The organism is Burkholderia sp. WSM2232 (genome assembly GCF_000472545.1).
Taxonomy (GTDB): Bacteria; Pseudomonadota; Gammaproteobacteria; order Burkholderiales; family Burkholderiaceae; genus Paraburkholderia.
The window spans coordinates 153,554-170,110 of record NZ_AWZV01000010.1 but is presented as its reverse complement, the minus strand read 5'-3'; the positions used below and the strand labels follow the sequence as shown (position 1 = coordinate 170,110).

The following is a 16,557-nucleotide window of genomic DNA, read 5'->3' as shown; positions in this document are numbered from 1 at the left end:
TCACATCGAGAGCGCGCCGCGACGCGCGCATAACCGATTTAGACGACTGCTTCGTCGCGCACCTTCGGCGCCCATTCGCGTCGCATGAGAATCACCGCGCTCGCTGCGCCAATGAAGAGAAAGACACAGACCGACAGCATCGGCAAGGTGTAGCTGCCACCACCGATATGCAGCAGCCAACCGCATAGACTCGCAGACACCCCACCCGCAAGGCTCGTTGCGATCGTTAGCAAACCGGTGTTCAAGCCGACCGCGGGCTTTGGGATCAACGTCAGCTTTGAGAGCGCCAGATTGTTCGCAGTGGCAATTCCCGCAAGCGATAGCGATGCGACATTCCAGAACAATGCCATCTGCTGCGACTCCACATACGCGCCAAATATCACGGTCATGCCGCCCAATGCGCCCGTCACCACGAAAGCCTTGCGCACGATCAGTGGATCTTTTCCCCGTGCGATGATGCGATCCGCAGCCCAACCTGCCACCACAGCCACAATGGCGACGGAAATAAAGCTGACGAAGGTCAGAAGGCCGGACCTCATGAGGCTGAGGCCGCGCTGCTCGACCAGATAGGACGGCATCCAGGTCGCGCAGTAAAACACAAAATAGGTGTAAGAGAAGGTCATGAGGAATCCGCCCCAGACCACCGGACTCACGAGCAGATTTTTCAGCGGAACACTCGTCGCACGACGCCTCGCCAGCGCGAGTTGCTCCTTCGAGGGGAAATCATTTTTGGCCATCGCGAGCCACGGCATCAACCAGATCAGGCCCAGCAATCCGGTGATAACAAACATCGCTTTCCACGAGTAGGCCACGATTAGCCACGCCGCCACTGCCGCACCGATGGCCGGCCCGATCTTGCCGCCCAGCGAAAACACCCCGGTCGCCGTTCCCTTGTGCGACTCCTTGAAGTTGTTCGCAATGAATCGGTAGCTGGCAGGGAGCACCACCGCTTCACTTGCACCGATTAGCAGACGCACGACGATAAGCGAAGAAAGCGAATGCGTCAGACTGGTGGCGGCGGCTGCAAGACACCACAGGGCGAAGCAGATCGTGTAAGGCCACTTAACGCCAAATCGATCGACGACCCAGCCCATGGGCAACTGCAATATCGCATACGACCAAAATATCGCCGATCCGAGCCATCCGCGCTGCACAGTAGTCAACGCGAACTCATGGATAAATGCCTTGTCTGCCATCGCGGAGGACAGGCTCGTGCGATCGATGAACGAGATCATCCATCCGACCGTGAGCAACAAGAGGATGGTCCAGGGTCTGTCGGTCGACGTTTGTACTCTTTCGCTTGTTGCCGTCATTTCTAAGTTCCTATTCATGCTTTCTCCCGTCGCCATGCAAGCCCCCTTCCCAGACCATCCTTAGAAAGCGTGATTCAGACCAACTGTCGCGCCGATCTGATGCGGGATCTTCTGTGCATTCAGCGATGCGTTCGTGATGTAGCTTCCACCGTATTTCGTGTAATCCACTTCCCCGTACAGCAGGGTCCGCTTCGACAACGCATACGTGACACTCCCGACGCCGAGGCTTCGCTTGCCACTTTGATTCGGCAAGTCCGTAACGTAGTACGCGGCGCCTAAGCGGATGCACGGACTAAGGTCGTAAGTCGCACCACCCCAATAGTTCAGCGTTCGAACGTCGGACACCGGAGCGGCCTGCACCTGATTTTCGTTCATATAGCCGCCTGCAAAACGCACGGGGCCGAAGGTCAATTCGGCGCCGATTGTGTAGTAATTGTTTGGCCGATAAACCGTCGAGGTGCCCTGCTGAATGTCGCGATACTCGTAGGCACCGCCCACTTTGAGCCAGTTCCACTTGTACTGGACGCCTACACCACGCATCGCGGCGGCATTAAAATTGCCCGCCATGCCGCCGAACGAGTTCTCGGCCCGAACGTCGAGCCCGCCGACCTTCGCAATGTATTTGACGTCGTTGCTCACGCGAAAGCCCGCTGACGCTCCCGACACAGGAATCAGGGTTGGATAAAGAAGATTGAACGGGTCGTAATCATATGCGACATCGTGCGCGATGGTGAACTGACGACCCGCAATCAGCGTCCCGTACGGACCGCGCACGCCAAGATACGACGCGCGATTGAATAGTACATCGTTCGTGTTGTCCAACTGCCCGGTCGCCAGGAAGAATCCCGTCTCCAGCCGGAAGAACGTCGCCCAACCCGCGCCCAGATCCTCACTGCCTGAAAATATGACGCGATTCGAGCTGTACCAACCACGGTTGTTCGTCGAATAAGTGCTACCCGCTTTGGAATCCGTGTAGCGGATCCCGCCGTCGAGCACGCCCGAGAGCGTCACGCTCGATTGCGCGCATGCAATACCGGTGAACGATCCCAAGGCAAGGATCATTGAAATTTGCTTGATCATCTGTCTGTCTCCGAAATCATTATATTTTTTGTACCACTAATCGATATCTAACCGTAGCGGCTCTCACAGCCGCGTGACGATTCAGCCGAGCGCTCCCGTGACGTCATCGAACAGATCGTCAACGTTCAGTCGGCGTGGGATGATTTTCTGCTCAGACGCCCATTCGATGGCGAGTTCCAGGTTCTTTCTATTCGCTTCTAGTCCGATAGGCGGAAAAATCGGCGGAAGTCCTTCCGCGAGCTCACGGCTCTCGACGATCATGCGATAAATGTCCCGCACGATGTCGGGTCGTTGCCTCGACAGTTCCTCATGCACGACAAACATGTGATTGATGGGCACAACGCCCTCGCGTGCAAACCAATCTTTCGCGGCAGCGTGCGCGTCGGGAATCAGCGTGCGCACGGCTGCATTCTTCGGCATGTCCGGTGCTCCCAGCAAGGCTGCGGCCAGATCGCCGTCGAGCATGCGCTGCGCGATGGACGTTCCGTGCGGCAAGCGCTCGCAATCGGCGGGATCAACATATTCGGCAACGTGACCGTCTTCGAGCGTCATCCAGTGAACCTTGCCGAGATCGACGTTGTATTCGTGCTGCAAGATGCCTCGAACCCACAGGCCCGTGGTCTGTGCGTAAGAACGCACGCCTACCCGCTTTCCTTCGATATCCTTCGGCTCGAGCTCGCCGAACGTCGAGTTGTAGACCGCGCAATGATGTTGTAGCCGCCCGAGAATCGGCGCGGGCAACAGCACGAAAGGCTTGCCGTAGGCCTTTGCCTGAAGGAACGTGACGATGGCGAGTTCGCCGGCATCGAAACCGTTCTCTTGCAGCATCGACTTGAAGCCGTTGTGCGCGGGCGATGGTCCGCAATACTCCAGATTGACAAGGTCCGACTTCACGCGGCCGTCTCGCATCGCCTTCGAGATAGGATGCACGTCCAGATTGACGCGCAAGGTCGGCACTTCCTGACTTGTTGACATAGCTACTATCCGTTGATGAGTGAGAGCGAGTCGCCTCAATAGCCAGCGAGTTCTCGCGTCTCGCTGACAATGCCGTAGCTCCTGGAAGGCGCTGACATGAGAAAGCGAAAGCCCTCGCTCAGCACGCGCTGATGATTTTTCGACGTCACGTGGGGATGTCCGACGACCACGCCATGCTTCTTGCACGTTTCGACGATTTTGGCCATCGCGCCGAGCACTTCCGGATGTTCGTATTGACGCGGATAGCCGAGTTGCTGGCTCAGATCGCCTTCACCGATAAGGACGAGTCCGATCCCCGGAACGTTTGCCAGAATGTCGTCGAGGTTTTCGATCGCCTCGACGCTTTCGCACATCAGCCCTACGAGAATCTCTCCGTGCGGAGCCAGCGGCCACACGTCCGCTTTCGCGTAGTAGTCGGCGACATTGAGTCCCCAATAGCGTGCCGCCGTTCCAGGACCATCGCCGCGAACGCCTTTCGGCTCGTACAGCGGCGCGTTTTTCGGTCGGGCATAACGGCAGGAGGCCACGGCGTTATACGCCTGTTCGACCGTGGACACGTGCGGCCACACCACGCCATAGCAGCCCCGATCGAGCACTTGCTTCGCGAAGGCCTGATTCATTTCCACGCCATTCGACGGAATGCGGGCAATCGGCGTGACGCGCGGCGAAATAGAGCCCGAGATCGCGATCTCCTTGCGGTTCAACATGTATTGCAAGGCATCGCCGAGCGCCGCCACATCATACGGGTTATGCTCCATTTCGAAGACAATGCCGTCATAGGGCGCATCGCTCATCTCGATGGCCGTTTGTTTGTCGAGTTTCGAAAACGCCGTCAGTGCCGCCTTGCCGGATTCGAATGCACGGATAATGCTGTTGAGTCGCGCGCCGCTCATGATTGACGTCCTTGCGTGAAAGCTGTCGATTTCAAAGTTGGCAAAGCGCCGGATAGAGTCGCTGCGCTGTCTTGCCTAGAATCCATTCCCGGTCTTCCTCACTGACGCAGGCGAGGCTTTCCTGCATGCTTCGAAGAATCTCGCCGAGCGTGCCCGGAGAAGTCGGGTAGTTCGACCCCCAAGCCAGCCGACGCGCGCCGAATGCGTCGATTAATTTCGGAAAGAAGGTTTCAGGTGTCGCCAGTTCCGATCGCGCGTCCTCGCAGTTCTTCGGCGTGATCTTCAGGAACACGTTTTCAAACGAAGCCAATTCGAAGAAACCTTGTGCCTGACGATACGGCGCCCCGTCCTTGAGATTAGGGCGCGCCATGTGATCGATGACGACGGCGACATCGGGAAAGCGTTTCGCAAGCGCCTTGACCTCAGGCAGTCCAGCCGAGCTAGTCGTGATGCACATCGGCAGATTGAGTTCCGCGCACAGCTCCCAAGCCGGATAAGCGCGCGGATCTTCGAGCACACTCGCATCGAATGCCTGCGTACGGCCGCCCGTGAAGAGACGCAGACCGACCAGACCGCGGTCGACCCAGCTGCGGATCGCGTCTGGCGCGTTCGGATCAAGCACATCCACTGAGCCGACTGCCACGAGCCGGTCCGGATAACGCGCGCATCCGTCGACCACGTAGCTGTTATCGAAACCGTATGTGGTCGATGAATGTACAACGGCCGCCTTCGCGACGCCCGCACGATCCATCTGCTCCATTAGCGTTTCGACCGTTGTCGGCCGTTCCTTCGACCACTCGGAGCGTTTGCCGAACAGGGGCGCGGGCGGATAGCGGCCTTCGTCGTCGGAAATGATGTGCGGATGAATGTCGATGATCTGTGACATAGTCGGTGTCCTTACTTGCCGCGCGCGTTCAGACGCTTGTCGAGGCGCGGATAGACGCGCCGCACGTTACCTTCGAAAATCTTGAAGCGGTCTTCGTCGGTCAATGCCGGGCACGCGTCGATATACCGCTTCGTGTCGTCGAAATACTGGCCGGTGGACGGATCGCGGCCACGCACCGCGCCGATCATCTCGGAGCCGAAGAGCACGTTGTCGGACGGAATGACCTTCGTCAGCAACTCCACTCCGGGCTGGTGATAGACACACGAGTCGAAGAAAATATTGTCGAGCAGACCTTCCAGCGGCCGCTCGCGCATCTCCAGCGACATGCCTCGATAGCGCCCCCAGTGATAGGGCACCGCGCCTCCGCCGTGCGGAATCACGAAGCGCAGCGTCGGGAAATCCTTGAAAAGGTCGGATTGGAGAACCTGCATGAAAACGGACGTATCCGCGTTCAGATAATGCGCGCCTGTGCTGTGAAAACAAGCATTACACGACGATGCAACGTGAATCATCGCGGGCACGTCCAGATCCACGAGCGCTTCATAGAGCGGATACCACTCGCGATCCGTCATCGGCTTGCCGGTCCAGTATCCGCCGCTCGGATCGGGATTGAGATTGACGCCGACGAAACCCAGTTGCTCCACGCAGCGTCGCAACTCAGGAACCGAATGAGCGGGTGCCGCGCCCGGCGACTGAGGCAACTGGCAAACCGGCGCGAAGTTGTCCGGAAACAGCTCGGTCACGCGATGCACCAGGTCATTCGACAACTCGGCCCATTCGAGGCTGGTTCGCTCGTTACCGAGATGATGGCTCATCAGGCCGGCGATGGGGGAAAACAGCGTGAGATCGCTGCCGCGCTCGCGTTGCAGCTTGAGTTGACCGTTGATGATGGCGTCGCGTATTTCGTCGTCGCTGACGCGAGCCTCATCGCGCGATGGCGCGTTCGCCGGATCGCTTGCATGTTCGACTTGTTTCGCACGCCAGTTTTTGAAGGACGCCGGCACCGTCGTGAAGTGACCGTGGCAATCGATGATCATCTTGTCTTCCTTGACTCAGAATCCGAAGAGTTCGGCGGGGTTATCCACCAAAACCCGCTTGAGCGTTGCCTCGTCCGGAACGTAGCGATAGAGCAGTTCCAGCAGATCGGCATCGTTGGGCGGCTGCCTCGGGGACACTGGATGAGGCCAGTCCGTTCCGTATATGCAACGGTTCGGCGCCGCCTCGACGAGCTTGTGCGCGATCGGGAGCACGTCATCCCAAGGGCGGCCTTGCTTCGTAATTTTCTCGCCGAGAGAGAGCATCGTCCAAGTATTGCCTTCGGAGAGCATCTCCAGCACGACCTTCAGCGACGGATCGGCGGCGCCCGCGTCGGGATTCGGCCGGCCCATGTGATCGATCACGAGCGGCACGCTCAGCTTTCGGAAAGGCATAATCGTGGATGCGATGCCGCCCGGCTCCGGCTGCACTTTCACATACCAGCCGCGTTCCTTCACACGAGCCAGCGCTCGCTCGATGTCTTTCTCGTCCATCGATGGCCCGAGCCCTGCTCGCGAGAAGCGCGCACCACGCACGCCAGCATTGTGCAGTTTCTCGATGTAGGCGTCGTCACGCTCCTTGAGCACGACCGCATTCGCGCAGCCACGATAGTTCGGGCCGGCGGCAGCGAGCCCATCGAGCACGATCTGATGATCCGCGCCATAAGTGGTGGCCTGCACGATCACGCCGCGCGTAAAACCCAGCACCGAATGCAGATGCAACGCGCGTTCGATCGTCGCGCCAGGCATCTCATACGCTGCGCCTGGCAATACCGGATAACGCTCGGCGGGACCGAACACGTGGAACTGACTGTCGCAGGCAAGCGGCGGCGGCATCTTCGACGGCGTGCGCGGATTCGGGTCGAACGGCAAATAGTCTGACATGGATGTAGGTCCAGAGATCCGTTGATTTATCGCGGCAAGACCGCCATCACGTCGCATTGCACGAGTGATGGACCGTCAGCGGTCAAAGGAAGCGCATGACGCGCGGGTCGGTCGTCGTGATCCGGGAACAACTTGATCCACTCATCGTTGATAGGCTGTCGCTGAGAAGGATCACGTAGCCAAACGGTCATCTTGACGATGTCATCCGGCGTGCCGCCGGCGGCCTCGACGATTGACAGAACATGACCGAACATATTGGCGCACTGAGCCTGAATTTCGGGTGGCATCTCGCCGGTTCGCGGATCGACGCCGAGGATGATTCCCGACGTCAGCACGCCGTCGATCACGCATGCGTTCGGAATGGGGTTTTTGTGTTTGAAGCCGGGAATGTAGATGCTTTTGCGGCGAGACATGTCGTTCTTCCTCGTCAAATGAAGCGGCATGAAATCGAGCCGCATGGACCGTAGTCCGCGTGAATCACATCGCCTGCCGCGACATCGATCATTCGTGTGAACGATCCGGCAAGCACGATCTCGCCCTTCCCGAGAGATTGGCCATGTTGTGCAAGCCGATTTGCGAGCCATGCGACGCCCAAGGCCGGATGTCCGAGCACGCCAGCCGCGACACCGGTCTCGCTGATGGCTCCGTTGTGGTACAGCAGCGCGGAAATCCAGCGCAGATCGAAGTCGTGCACTTTGAAGGGCCGTGCGCCGAGCACGAGCGCGGCATTCGCCGCGTTGTCTGCGATGGTGTCCATGACCTTGCGTCCTCGTTTGGTCACCGGATCGACTCGATGCAGACGTGCGTCGAGAATTTCCAATGCGGGCACGACATAGCGCGTGGCATCCAGCACGTCGAACAACGTGCAGCCGGGGCCGGACAACGGTTTGTCAAGAATGAACGCCAGTTCCACTTCGATGCGCGGTGCACGAAAGCGCGACGCATCGATGCTGGCGCCGTCGTACTCCAGCATGTCGTCGAGCAACACGCCGAAGTCGGGTTCGTCGATTCCCACGGCATCCTGCATCGCCTTCGAGGTCAGACCGATCTTGTGACCAATCACCGAGCGGCCGTTTTCACACTTGATGCGCATCCATTCCGCCTGGATGGCGTAGGCATCTTCGATCGTGATGTCCGGATGAGCGTGCGAGAAGATGTCGATGGGTTTGCGGCTGCGCTCCGACTCTTCGAGCGATTGCGCCAGGCGGCTAATGATTTCGGGTGCGAGCATGGCGGTCACGCCTCCTGAGCCACGGTGTTTCGGAGAGTGCCAATGCCAGGCGACGAAATTTCAACTACGTCACCAGGCTTGAGCCAGCTCGGCGGATCCTGGCGCCACCCCGTTCCGGTCGGCGTGCCAGTGAGGATCAGGTCGCCCGGCTGTAGCGTGGCGAAGGTGCTCAGGTAGGCGATCAGCATATCGAACGGAAACATGAGGCGCGCGGTCGTATCGTTCTGGCGAAGTTCGCCATTCACGCGTGTCTGAATCGCGTGTTCGGCCGAAGGATCGCACTCGTCGGCGGTCACGATCCACGGGCCAAGGCTCCCCGATCCATCGAAATTTTTGCCTTGCGTGACGTTGAACTTGCCGTGTTTGAGCCAGTCACGCACGGAGCCTTCGTTGGCGAGCATCATGCCGGCGATATGCTCGAAAGCGTGTTCGCGCGGGATATGGCGCCCTGGCTTGCCAATCACCAAGACGAGTTCCCCTTCATAGTCGAGTTGCTCGGAGACGCGCGGGCGGATCAGCGCATCGTCGTGACCGACGAAGGAGCCCACGTTGCGCACGAAAAGGCTCGGATAGCGCGGAAGGTCCGAATTGTCCTGGTACTCCTCGTTGCGCTCCTTATAGTTCACCCCGATGCACCAGATCTTTTGCGGCGCGCTCAGCGGCGGAAGCAACTGCGCGTTAACAAGCGGGATGCGTGATGCGCCCGCCGCATCGATTGCACGATGCACGACTGCGTCCAGGTCGTTGGATGCGAGCAGGTCGTCCAGCGTCGCGACCTCGTTGATTTCGACGATGCCGTCGTCGAGCAAGACGCCGGTACGCGCGAGTGCGTCGCCATCGCGCAAAATAAAGCGTAGAAGTTTCATAACCTGTTCCTGATGGTCGTTGAATGAGGAGCCGTGTCTAACGACGCTGGCCGTTCTCGAGCTGAGGGATAGGGTGCGTGGCGAGCTCGGCTTCAGCCGCGCCCGCTGTCAGTCGGCGGCCGCGCGTCTCCGGCAACACGAAGGACACGACGATGAAAACGATGGCAGCCGGCAGCGCGATCAACATGCCGCGCTGTAGCCCATGGCTGAATGCTGCGGCGGCAAGGGGCACGAGCAGTGGCGCAAGACTTCCGGCCGCACGCCCGAACATGTAGATCGTCGAGACCGCAGTCGCCCGCACTTCGATCGGATATAGCTCCGAAAGCCATGCGCCAACCACACCGAGCGCGCTGCTGCCGATGGCGAAGACAATCGGCAGCCAGAAAATCGGCCAGGTCAAATACGATCCGGCGTAGCGGGCATCGGGCGCCACCAGCAAAAGGCTTAGTGCGAGGAGCCAACACACGCTCGGCGCGAGCGCCCCAAAACGGCGACCCAAGCGATCGTTGAGCCAGCCCATCACGATGTAGCTGACGCCGCCCACGATGGCCGCCGCCACGGTCGAAATGCGCACGACATCTCGCGGTGTCTTCAGCACGTTAAGCATGAGGCTCGGCACAAACACGACTACGGCGTAATAGCAGAACATGTAAGCGGTCAGCCACACGGCCGATGCGATTGAGATCGCCTTGAGGCGACCGCTGAACATTGAGGCGAAAGTGTTGGATTGGCTCGGCTTCAGACCCGCGCGGCGCGCCCGGTCGTATTGTTCCCATGCCTGTGATTCTGGCATCAAGAACCGAATGAAGACGACGAGGATGACGGGTGCGCCACCCGTCAGCAAACCTACGCGCCAGCCCCAATCGACGCTGAACGTCTGAACCGCCCACAAGCCGACGATCGACGCGCTCGCGCCCGCAAGCGTCGCCGAACCCTGGATGAGCGCAGTGCCGAGTCCCCGCCGTTGCGGGTTCCATACCTCGTTGAACAGCACCATGCCGGCGCCCCACTCACCGCCCAATCCGACACCGACGATGAAGCGCAGCACGGCAAGCGTCTCAAAGTTCCATGCAAAGGCGGAGCCGACCGATGCCGCTGCGAACACCGCAAGCGTCCATTGCAGCGCCGCTTTGCGCCCGACGCGATCACCGAGCCAGCCAAAGAATCCGCCGCCGACCACCGAACCAACGAGGGTAATGGTGGTGATACTGGCCGCCTCGCCGAGCGTCACATACATGGAGCGCTGAATCGACGGCATCAGGTACGGCATGATCAGCACGTCGTAGAGATCCAGCGCGAAACCGAGCATGCACGACACGATGATGCCCAGTCGTTGCGCGGGGGCATAAGGTGTGGCGGCGGTGTCGTTCATGCGCGTCTCCTACGGCGCAATCATCGTTGCGCTGTCGTTTCGTGTGGCTTGATGATTCCATTTCGAGGAATCGGGGGCCATCGCAAAACCGCACTAATTTCCGCAGGGTGGATTTTTTTCGAAGCGCGCCTGGTTGCAGATCAGCGTGACCGTGCGCGCCCGGCTCGCTGCATTTCCGTCAGTCTTTTGGTAATGAGAGCGGCCTTGTTTCGCATTGCTTTGACGATGCGCGGTAACTCTGGCTCTGCGAGGCGCTCCGCCATGGCGGCGACCGCGATGACGGCGACGGTCTTGCCCTCTTCGTCGAAAACGGGAATAGAAAGCGCCCGAGTGCCGTGCAGAACACCTTCTTCGGAATAGGCATAACCATCGCGCCGCGCCGCTTCGACCCGGGCACGGATGATTTCCATTGACGGCCCGTCCGGCGGCAGACGCGTGGCATTCATGTCGCAAATGTGATCCGCTTCCTCGCGCGGCATCGAAGCGAGCAACATGACGCCCGCGATGCTTACACCCAGCGGACGACGGGTGCCGACATCGATGGCGAGCACCTTAATCGGATACGAACCGGTCTTTCGTTCGATCGCGACCGAGTCCCATCCGGCGCGGATGGTCAGAAAAGTAGTGTCGCCAATTTCGTTCGCCAGTCCCGCGAGGTAGGGCTCAGCGGCGGTGCGCACCGGGAAATTCGCTGGCCGACTGAGCCCCAGAAGGCCGATTTCCGGCCCAACGCGATAACGCCGTGTGGCGATATCCTGCTCTCCGACGCCCTCGGAAATCAGCGTCTGCAAGATGCGATGCACGGTGGGATGACTCAGGCCGGAATAGGTCACGACGTCAGTCAACCTCACGCCGCGCTCGCCGCCCAGCGCCAGAATGCGGAGCACCTGAAACGCGCGGCCTATCACGCGTACGCTGGACGATTCCTCGTCTTCCTTCTTGATTTCCCGTGCGCCTTTCTTCTCTGCCATAGCTCTCGTCATCGCGTGTGATTGATCTCTCAAGATGAAACATTGCCCGTTGTCGGCGTTTGAGGCATGCGGAGATATCCTACATTTTTCCGCCTAGTGGACAATTTTGGTAGAGAGGACGCCGCCCCTGCGAGTTAGCCCACTAATCTGTGGGGCGTCGCGGTCGCTACTTCACGAGGACAAACATGGAGCTTCCATTCAACAGTTTCAAAAGAAGCCTTTCCGAAGGCATTCCGCAATTCGGGTTATGGGCCGCATTCGCGGACGGTTATGTGACCGAGGCCTTGGCATCGTCAGGCTTCGACTGGCTGTTGATTGACAACGAGCACGCGCCGAATGATCTGCGTAGCACACTTGCGCAGTTGCAAGCCATGGCAGCTTATCGCTCGCACGCGGTGGTACGGCCCGTTCGCAGTGATACCGCATTGATCAAGCAACTGCTTGATATCGGCGCACAAACACTCCTCTTGCCGATGATCGACACGCCCGAGCAGGCGCGTGAGGCCGTTGCCGCAACGCGCTATCCGCCGCATGGCGTACGAGGCGTGGGCGCAGCGTTGGGAAGGGCGTCGCGGTGGAATCGCGTTCCTGATTATTTGAGCCGAGCCGCCGATGAGATCTGCGTGCTGCTCCAGGTTGAAACAACGACGGGGCTGAGCAATCTCGCGCCTATTGCAGAGGTCGAAGGTGTAGACGGTGTGTTCTTCGGACCGGCCGATCTCAGCGCTTCGATGGGTTTGCTCGGCAAGGCTGGCGCAGAGCCGGTACGTGAGGCAATTCGAAACGGTATCGCGCTGGTTCGACAGGCGGGGAAAGCAGCAGGCGTGCTTGCGCCGAACGAGGCGCACGCGCGCGAGTATTTGGCTGCTGGCGCAACATTTGTGGCTATCGGGACTGACGTGAGCCTACTGACTGCAGCAGCCAGCAAACTGATCGCGGTCTATAAAGACATAAAAGATGCGAGTGCCGTGAGCGCAAGCAAAGGTGGGTATTGACTGCCGATCAAAGTTTTAGCGGCGCGAAAAGCGTGGCGACGATCGTGGCGGGTACAGTCTATCCAGAAGTACAGAACCGGAATCGCGCGTCGTGCTTGTCGCGTGTCACGCGACTGTTCATCACGGATGTCGGCTCAGCGTACGATAGCCGACATCGTGACGTCCAGATGCTTTCGCGTGCGGACGACTCTTCATGGCCGCATCCGGCCGACGGCGTGCGCACCAACCGCGCCCCCTCTCATAAAAGAGCGAACATCAGATCGTCCGCGAAACGCCCACCAGTCTCGCAATTTCGTGACCGTTTGTCGATCTGACAATATGCCGTTGCCGTCCGACATTTTTGCGTATACGGGTAAGTATACGCAGTCACCGCGAATCACAAAAATAATTTGCATTCAATTACTTGCACAGAATATTCGAGTCCTCTCCTGGCACCATCAGTAGTTCCGGCGTAAGCCGAAGAAGTTCGAGAAACCCCGTAAGATTAAGGTCTTACGGGGTTTTTTATTTCCACCGACGACTGTCAGGTACCGAGGGTATCAACGATTTTTGCGTAACACTTGCGCATACGCGAAAGCGAGGTGTTAGGCCATGCCCCAACGCGTCGAACCTATGTCTGAAGTGGTCTTTCGTGGCCCCAAGCCGCGCGGGCGTCCCTATTTGCTCGCGGATGGGAACGGGATCGGTTACAGCGATGCGCCCGTTGAACTGTCAAAGCTGCGCGGTGCGTCGCAGAGCTCACGCTGATGGGGGCTCACGAACGCGTGAGATTAATGGCTTGGTCCCTGAACGCCGAGTCGCTCTCCACGTTCACAAAGATTCCCACGCTTCACGACGCCCAGTAGCGGAGCGCCCCGCTGCATCAGCGCGAGAACGCCGAGCGTCGCCTACTCGCTTTTCTGCACGTCCCCGCCCGCGTGGTGATTCCCGCCCCCGCGGACTGAAGCAAAAGTCGCAATGTCGCTCAATTGACGCGCACAGTGGGCATCGCGGCCCACGGACCGGCGCGTCGAAACGTGCGCGCTAGCAGTCCACAAGGATCTCGGAGGTCGCGCTGCCCCCCCCCCGGAAATCTATCCGTGTGCTGACGGGCAGAAACCGACCCTGAGCAGCCCTTCGCTCGCCCCCAAAACGGTCAGTCAAGAATTTGCGCCGTATGTGCCATTGTTGACTACGCGTTTGCGTTTCCGCAGACGCGGAAGGCTTCAATGGATTCGACAACGGGTCTAAGGTAGCTGATGAAGGCGGAATACTCCCCCACGCGACTAACAAAGATGGGAGCGTTTCCGACCAGCGAGAAACCAGATTCTCCCGTTTCGAGAAAACGAGCTGACTGATAGTAGAAGACCCAGCCGACATCGAACTCCCGGGTGTATTCGTCGACGACAACCGCGTCGCAGCCTTCCCAACCTGCCTTGGTGATAGCACGTTGGGCAACTTCCTTTGCTCGCTCGGCTGTTAGTTCCATCAGACGTTAGTGTGGATGTATGTACGAACCGATTGTCACCAATCCAGATACTGAAGTCGAGCGGCCGATTGCGGCCGTTACAGGCTATCAATGTCGTTCTTTGAGGAGTTCACCGTCGAACCAGACATCCTCATAGTCCGGCGCCAGCAATACACGCCATCCCGGCGGCAGTGCCAAGTAAGGAACGATGTTTGGACAACGCTCGGTCAAGTGAGCGACATGAAGCGGCTGGTAGAAGTCAGCATCTGGTGAGTACTCGCCACCGTAGATATACCAACCGCTCGTACCGTTCCCGGGAGACAGCCTAACCGCGTGAAGCGGTAAATGCTCGAGGGATGCGAGCGAGATCCCTACCTTTTGGTTCGCCTCGGGCGGCATGTAGCCTGCGCCGAATCTTTGACAAACGTGTCTTTGTTTGTCGCACATGGTAGCGCGGAATATTTTCATCTAGACCGGATTGTCGCCGATCCTGCCGGCTTTGTTCGATGTCTCATGTTGGCCGGTTTCGTGAGTTCGCCATCGGCCGCTTTGTGGCGCTCCGTTCGAAAACCCATGGTTCGACTGACCGTCCGCTTTGGAGATGTTCGTCTGGCCGTAACGGGTCGAAGACTGACCGCTCCACAAGAGCAAAATCGATCTCCCTTTTGCTGAAGAGGAGATCGTCATGGAAACGCTTAAATCTTCCGGCGCTCGTCGGGTGCCGTGGAACAAGGGCAGGCTGACCGGCCAGAAGCCCCCGTTGAAGCTTCGAGAAATATGGGCGATCCGAACAAGACTGCAGATGTCGTCGAACGCCCGGGAGCTGGCGATGTTCAACCTTGCAATCGACAGCAAGCTTCGGGCGTGCGATTTGACCCGTTTGCAGGTTCAGGACGTTTGCATGGGAGGTCACGTGGTCTCGCGAGCGATCTTCATGCAGCAGAAGACGCAGCGACCAGTCCAGTTCGAAATCACGAAGCAAACCCGGCAGACGGTCGCGGCCTGGATCTCCGCACGGGGGCTGAAGCCCGGCGACTATCTGTTTCCCAGTCGCCTGCACGCGTCAGCCCACGTGTCGACGCGCCAGTATGTACGCATCGTCCATCGTTGGGTCGCATCAATCGGACTGGATGACGCCGCGTACGGCACTCACACGATGCGCCGCACGAAGGCAGCCCTGATATATCGACGCACTAAGAACCTGCGCGCGGTTCAGTTGCTCTTGGGGCATACGAAGCTCGAGAGCACAGTGCGAGACCGTTCGTTATTCGTTGTGTTTGTCGTTACTGGCCGAACTCCACCCAGTGAATTACCGCCTCCTCGAAGCGAGCGGGTGCTCATGGCGACTCTGCAGTCCCAGGTGCCGGCCCGCTACGCGAATGTCATAAGGCGACGGTCGGCCACGAGCGGTCGTTCGACATATCGCGGTCCGCGCTGGAAGTGCAGCCAGAAATAATCGATGCCGCGTGGATCGACCTTCGGCGCAATTTCGATGCCCTCCACCAGCCCGATGCCTCGCCGTGTCACGGTCAGTGGTCCGGCGGCCGAGGCATCGCAATCTGGAAGGTTCGCGTTGAGACATGTGGGCGTGTCATGCGAGATGGCGAGCACCCGGCGGATCACACACCGGGCGCGATTCACGCGCGGTGTCCCAGCGCACGCTATGGCGGCCGCTAAACGTCTTACAGAGCGCGATAGAAGGCAGGCTGAGCAGAAGGCCCGTCATCGCTGCACCGACGGTGCCGGAGAACATTGTCTCCACGCCCAAGTTCGTGCCGCGATTGATGCCCGACAAAACGAGCGTAGGTGGTGCGGCCTTCATCGGATGACGCACCGCGATTACGACGCAATCGCCGGGCGCGTCTTGCCGAAGCGCCGCTGCCCCTGACGCGAAATGCGCAGCGGCGAATTCAGGCTTATGGAATGCGACGTTCCGTTCTGGTCGTGTACGGGTGCAACGACCCAGACTTCGTGCGCAGTCTAGCTCCACGATGCTTCTGCCTGTGACCGTCACTCATAGGATCACAAGACGCCTTCTTCCCTCGTTTTCGTTTGCTTAAAGTGACACCACTGCAGCAGCTTTCCTTCTGTCCCGCTGCTGCAAGCACAGTTACTTCGCCACTTTATTCAACGACAACCTTTGGGAGAAATCATGAAATCGCTCATCAATGCTGCTGCAGTCGCCGCCGCCCTTGCCATCCCCGCAGCATCGTTCGCTCAGTCGAATGATCAGGTCACCCGTGCGCAGGTTCGCCATGAACTGGTGCAACTCCAGAAGGCTGGATACCGTGCTGGCCAAGGCGATCAAGCGTTCTATCCGGCTCAAATCGAGGCCGCCACTGCACGTGTGGCTGCGGAGGAAAAGTCCGCGAGCGGCTTCGGCGGTGTAAGCAGCGGTTCGTCCGCCAGTGGCGCACCGGCGACCAACAGCGTCCGGTCTCTGTATTCCGGCCGTTGATTCAACGCCGCGCATGATGTCACGACGAAATGAACGGACCTTGCTGCGCCCTAACCGATTGCAGAGGCGAAGCACTGACTGCATAGCCGTGTCGTCATGACAGCGTTGCCGGCAATTCGCAACTCAAATTCGCAACTGACCTATCACGCAT

The 16,557-nt window shown here is 59.2% G+C and carries 16 protein-coding genes and 2 pseudogenes; 3 read left to right on the top strand and 15 right to left on the bottom strand.

What is annotated here, in order from left to right; all coding sequences use genetic code 11:
- Positions 1–38: 38 nt before the first annotated feature.
- The 12 genes from F757_RS0110900 to F757_RS33360 all read right to left on the bottom strand — a co-directional run bounded on the left by F757_RS0110900 (position 39) and on the right by F757_RS33360 (position 11,506).
- Positions 39–1,313, bottom strand: a complete 1,275-nt coding sequence (locus F757_RS0110900; protein ID WP_035466640.1) for an MFS transporter — start codon at positions 1,311–1,313, stop codon at positions 39–41.
- Between the two features lie 60 nt (positions 1,314–1,373).
- On the bottom strand, positions 1,374–2,393 hold the full coding sequence (locus F757_RS0110895; RefSeq protein WP_035466639.1) for a porin: 1,020 nt from the start codon (positions 2,391–2,393) through the stop codon (positions 1,374–1,376).
- Positions 2,394–2,474: 81 nt separating this feature from the next.
- Positions 2,475–3,368 (bottom strand): phosphate ABC transporter substrate-binding protein, encoded by an 894-nt coding sequence (locus F757_RS0110890; RefSeq protein WP_027211420.1) that lies wholly within the window; start codon positions 3,366–3,368, stop codon positions 2,475–2,477.
- 35 nt (positions 3,369–3,403) lie between these two features.
- Positions 3,404–4,261, bottom strand: a complete 858-nt coding sequence (locus F757_RS0110885) for an HpcH/HpaI aldolase family protein (RefSeq protein ID WP_027211419.1) — start codon at positions 4,259–4,261, stop codon at positions 3,404–3,406.
- A 31-nt stretch (positions 4,262–4,292) separates the two neighbouring features.
- The gene (locus F757_RS0110880; protein WP_027211418.1) at positions 4,293–5,147 is read right to left on the bottom strand and encodes an amidohydrolase family protein; all 855 of its coding nucleotides are present in this window, start codon (positions 5,145–5,147) and stop codon (positions 4,293–4,295) included.
- 11 nt (positions 5,148–5,158) lie between these two features.
- Positions 5,159–6,184 carry an amidohydrolase family protein gene (locus F757_RS0110875; RefSeq protein WP_027211417.1) on the bottom strand — a complete coding sequence of 342 codons (1,026 nt, stop codon included), beginning with the start codon at positions 6,182–6,184 and terminating at the stop codon, positions 5,159–5,161.
- A gap of 15 nt (positions 6,185–6,199) precedes the next feature.
- Complete coding sequence (locus F757_RS0110870; protein WP_027211416.1) at positions 6,200–7,066, bottom strand: amidohydrolase family protein; 867 nt, start codon at positions 7,064–7,066, stop codon at positions 6,200–6,202.
- A gap of 26 nt (positions 7,067–7,092) precedes the next feature.
- The gene (locus F757_RS0110865; protein WP_027211415.1) at positions 7,093–7,479 is read right to left on the bottom strand and encodes a RidA family protein; all 387 of its coding nucleotides are present in this window, start codon (positions 7,477–7,479) and stop codon (positions 7,093–7,095) included.
- A gap of 14 nt (positions 7,480–7,493) precedes the next feature.
- Positions 7,494–8,297 carry a 2-oxo-hept-4-ene-1,7-dioate hydratase gene (gene hpaH / locus F757_RS0110860; protein WP_027211414.1) on the bottom strand — a complete coding sequence of 268 codons (804 nt, stop codon included), beginning with the start codon at positions 8,295–8,297 and terminating at the stop codon, positions 7,494–7,496.
- 5 nt (positions 8,298–8,302) lie between these two features.
- The gene (locus tag F757_RS0110855) at positions 8,303–9,106 is read right to left on the bottom strand and encodes a fumarylacetoacetate hydrolase family protein (RefSeq protein ID WP_442856636.1); all 804 of its coding nucleotides are present in this window, start codon (positions 9,104–9,106) and stop codon (positions 8,303–8,305) included.
- 94 nt (positions 9,107–9,200) lie between these two features.
- The gene (locus F757_RS33365; protein WP_198021381.1) at positions 9,201–10,535 is read right to left on the bottom strand and encodes an MFS transporter; all 1,335 of its coding nucleotides are present in this window, start codon (positions 10,533–10,535) and stop codon (positions 9,201–9,203) included.
- Between the two features lie 140 nt (positions 10,536–10,675).
- Positions 10,676–11,506 (bottom strand): IclR family transcriptional regulator, encoded by an 831-nt coding sequence (locus F757_RS33360; RefSeq protein ID WP_084530810.1) that lies wholly within the window; start codon positions 11,504–11,506, stop codon positions 10,676–10,678.
- 185 nt (positions 11,507–11,691) lie between these two features.
- Between F757_RS33360 and F757_RS0110840 the strand changes: the two genes are divergently transcribed.
- The gene (locus F757_RS0110840) at positions 11,692–12,501 is read left to right on the top strand and encodes an aldolase/citrate lyase family protein (RefSeq protein WP_027211412.1); all 810 of its coding nucleotides are present in this window, start codon (positions 11,692–11,694) and stop codon (positions 12,499–12,501) included.
- 1,171 nt (positions 12,502–13,672) lie between these two features.
- Here F757_RS0110840 and F757_RS33355 read toward each other — a convergent pair.
- Together F757_RS33355 and F757_RS37035 are read right to left on the bottom strand one after the other, a co-directional pair.
- Positions 13,673–13,969, bottom strand: coding sequence for a YrhB domain-containing protein (locus tag F757_RS33355; RefSeq protein WP_035466637.1), 297 nt, complete (start codon positions 13,967–13,969; stop codon positions 13,673–13,675).
- Positions 13,970–14,056: 87 nt separating this feature from the next.
- On the bottom strand, positions 14,057–14,395 hold the full coding sequence (locus F757_RS37035) for an immunity protein Imm33 domain-containing protein (RefSeq protein ID WP_084530828.1): 339 nt from the start codon (positions 14,393–14,395) through the stop codon (positions 14,057–14,059).
- Between the two features lie 238 nt (positions 14,396–14,633).
- Here F757_RS37035 and F757_RS33350 point away from each other — a divergent pair.
- A pseudogene (locus tag F757_RS33350) lies at positions 14,634–15,203 on the top strand (tyrosine-type recombinase/integrase); the annotation flags it as partial.
- 167 nt (positions 15,204–15,370) lie between these two features.
- Here the strand turns inward: F757_RS33350 and surE are convergent.
- Positions 15,371–15,925 (bottom strand): annotated as a pseudogene (gene surE / locus F757_RS33345) (5'/3'-nucleotidase SurE); the annotation flags it as partial.
- Positions 15,926–16,100: 175 nt separating this feature from the next.
- Between surE and F757_RS0110815 the strand changes: the two are divergent.
- On the top strand, positions 16,101–16,406 hold the full coding sequence (locus tag F757_RS0110815) for a DUF4148 domain-containing protein (protein WP_027211410.1): 306 nt from the start codon (positions 16,101–16,103) through the stop codon (positions 16,404–16,406).
- The last annotated feature ends 151 nt before the right edge of the window (positions 16,407–16,557 follow it).

Coding starts and splice junctions, on each gene's coding strand:
- F757_RS0110900 (WP_035466640.1), bottom strand. CDS start 1,313: ATGACGGCAACAAGCGAAAGAGTACAAACGTCGACCGACAGACCCTGG.
- F757_RS0110895 (WP_035466639.1), bottom strand. CDS start 2,393: ATGATCAAGCAAATTTCAATGATCCTTGCCTTGGGATCGTTCACCGGT.
- F757_RS0110890 (WP_027211420.1), bottom strand. CDS start 3,368: ATGTCAACAAGTCAGGAAGTGCCGACCTTGCGCGTCAATCTGGACGTG.
- F757_RS0110885 (WP_027211419.1), bottom strand. CDS start 4,261: ATGAGCGGCGCGCGACTCAACAGCATTATCCGTGCATTCGAATCCGGC.
- F757_RS0110880 (WP_027211418.1), bottom strand. CDS start 5,147: ATGTCACAGATCATCGACATTCATCCGCACATCATTTCCGACGACGAA.
- F757_RS0110875 (WP_027211417.1), bottom strand. CDS start 6,184: ATGATCATCGATTGCCACGGTCACTTCACGACGGTGCCGGCGTCCTTC.
- F757_RS0110870 (WP_027211416.1), bottom strand. CDS start 7,066: ATGTCAGACTATTTGCCGTTCGACCCGAATCCGCGCACGCCGTCGAAG.
- F757_RS0110865 (WP_027211415.1), bottom strand. CDS start 7,479: ATGTCTCGCCGCAAAAGCATCTACATTCCCGGCTTCAAACACAAAAAC.
- hpaH (WP_027211414.1), bottom strand. CDS start 8,297: ATGCTCGCACCCGAAATCATTAGCCGCCTGGCGCAATCGCTCGAAGAG.
- F757_RS33365 (WP_198021381.1), bottom strand. CDS start 10,535: ATGAACGACACCGCCGCCACACCTTATGCCCCCGCGCAACGACTGGGC.
- F757_RS33360 (WP_084530810.1), bottom strand. CDS start 11,506: ATGGCAGAGAAGAAAGGCGCACGGGAAATCAAGAAGGAAGACGAGGAA.
- F757_RS0110840 (WP_027211412.1), top strand. CDS start 11,692: ATGGAGCTTCCATTCAACAGTTTCAAAAGAAGCCTTTCCGAAGGCATT.
- F757_RS33355 (WP_035466637.1), bottom strand. CDS start 13,969: ATGGAACTAACAGCCGAGCGAGCAAAGGAAGTTGCCCAACGTGCTATC.
- F757_RS37035 (WP_084530828.1), bottom strand. CDS start 14,395: ATGTGCGACAAACAAAGACACGTTTGTCAAAGATTCGGCGCAGGCTAC.
- F757_RS0110815 (WP_027211410.1), top strand. CDS start 16,101: ATGAAATCGCTCATCAATGCTGCTGCAGTCGCCGCCGCCCTTGCCATC.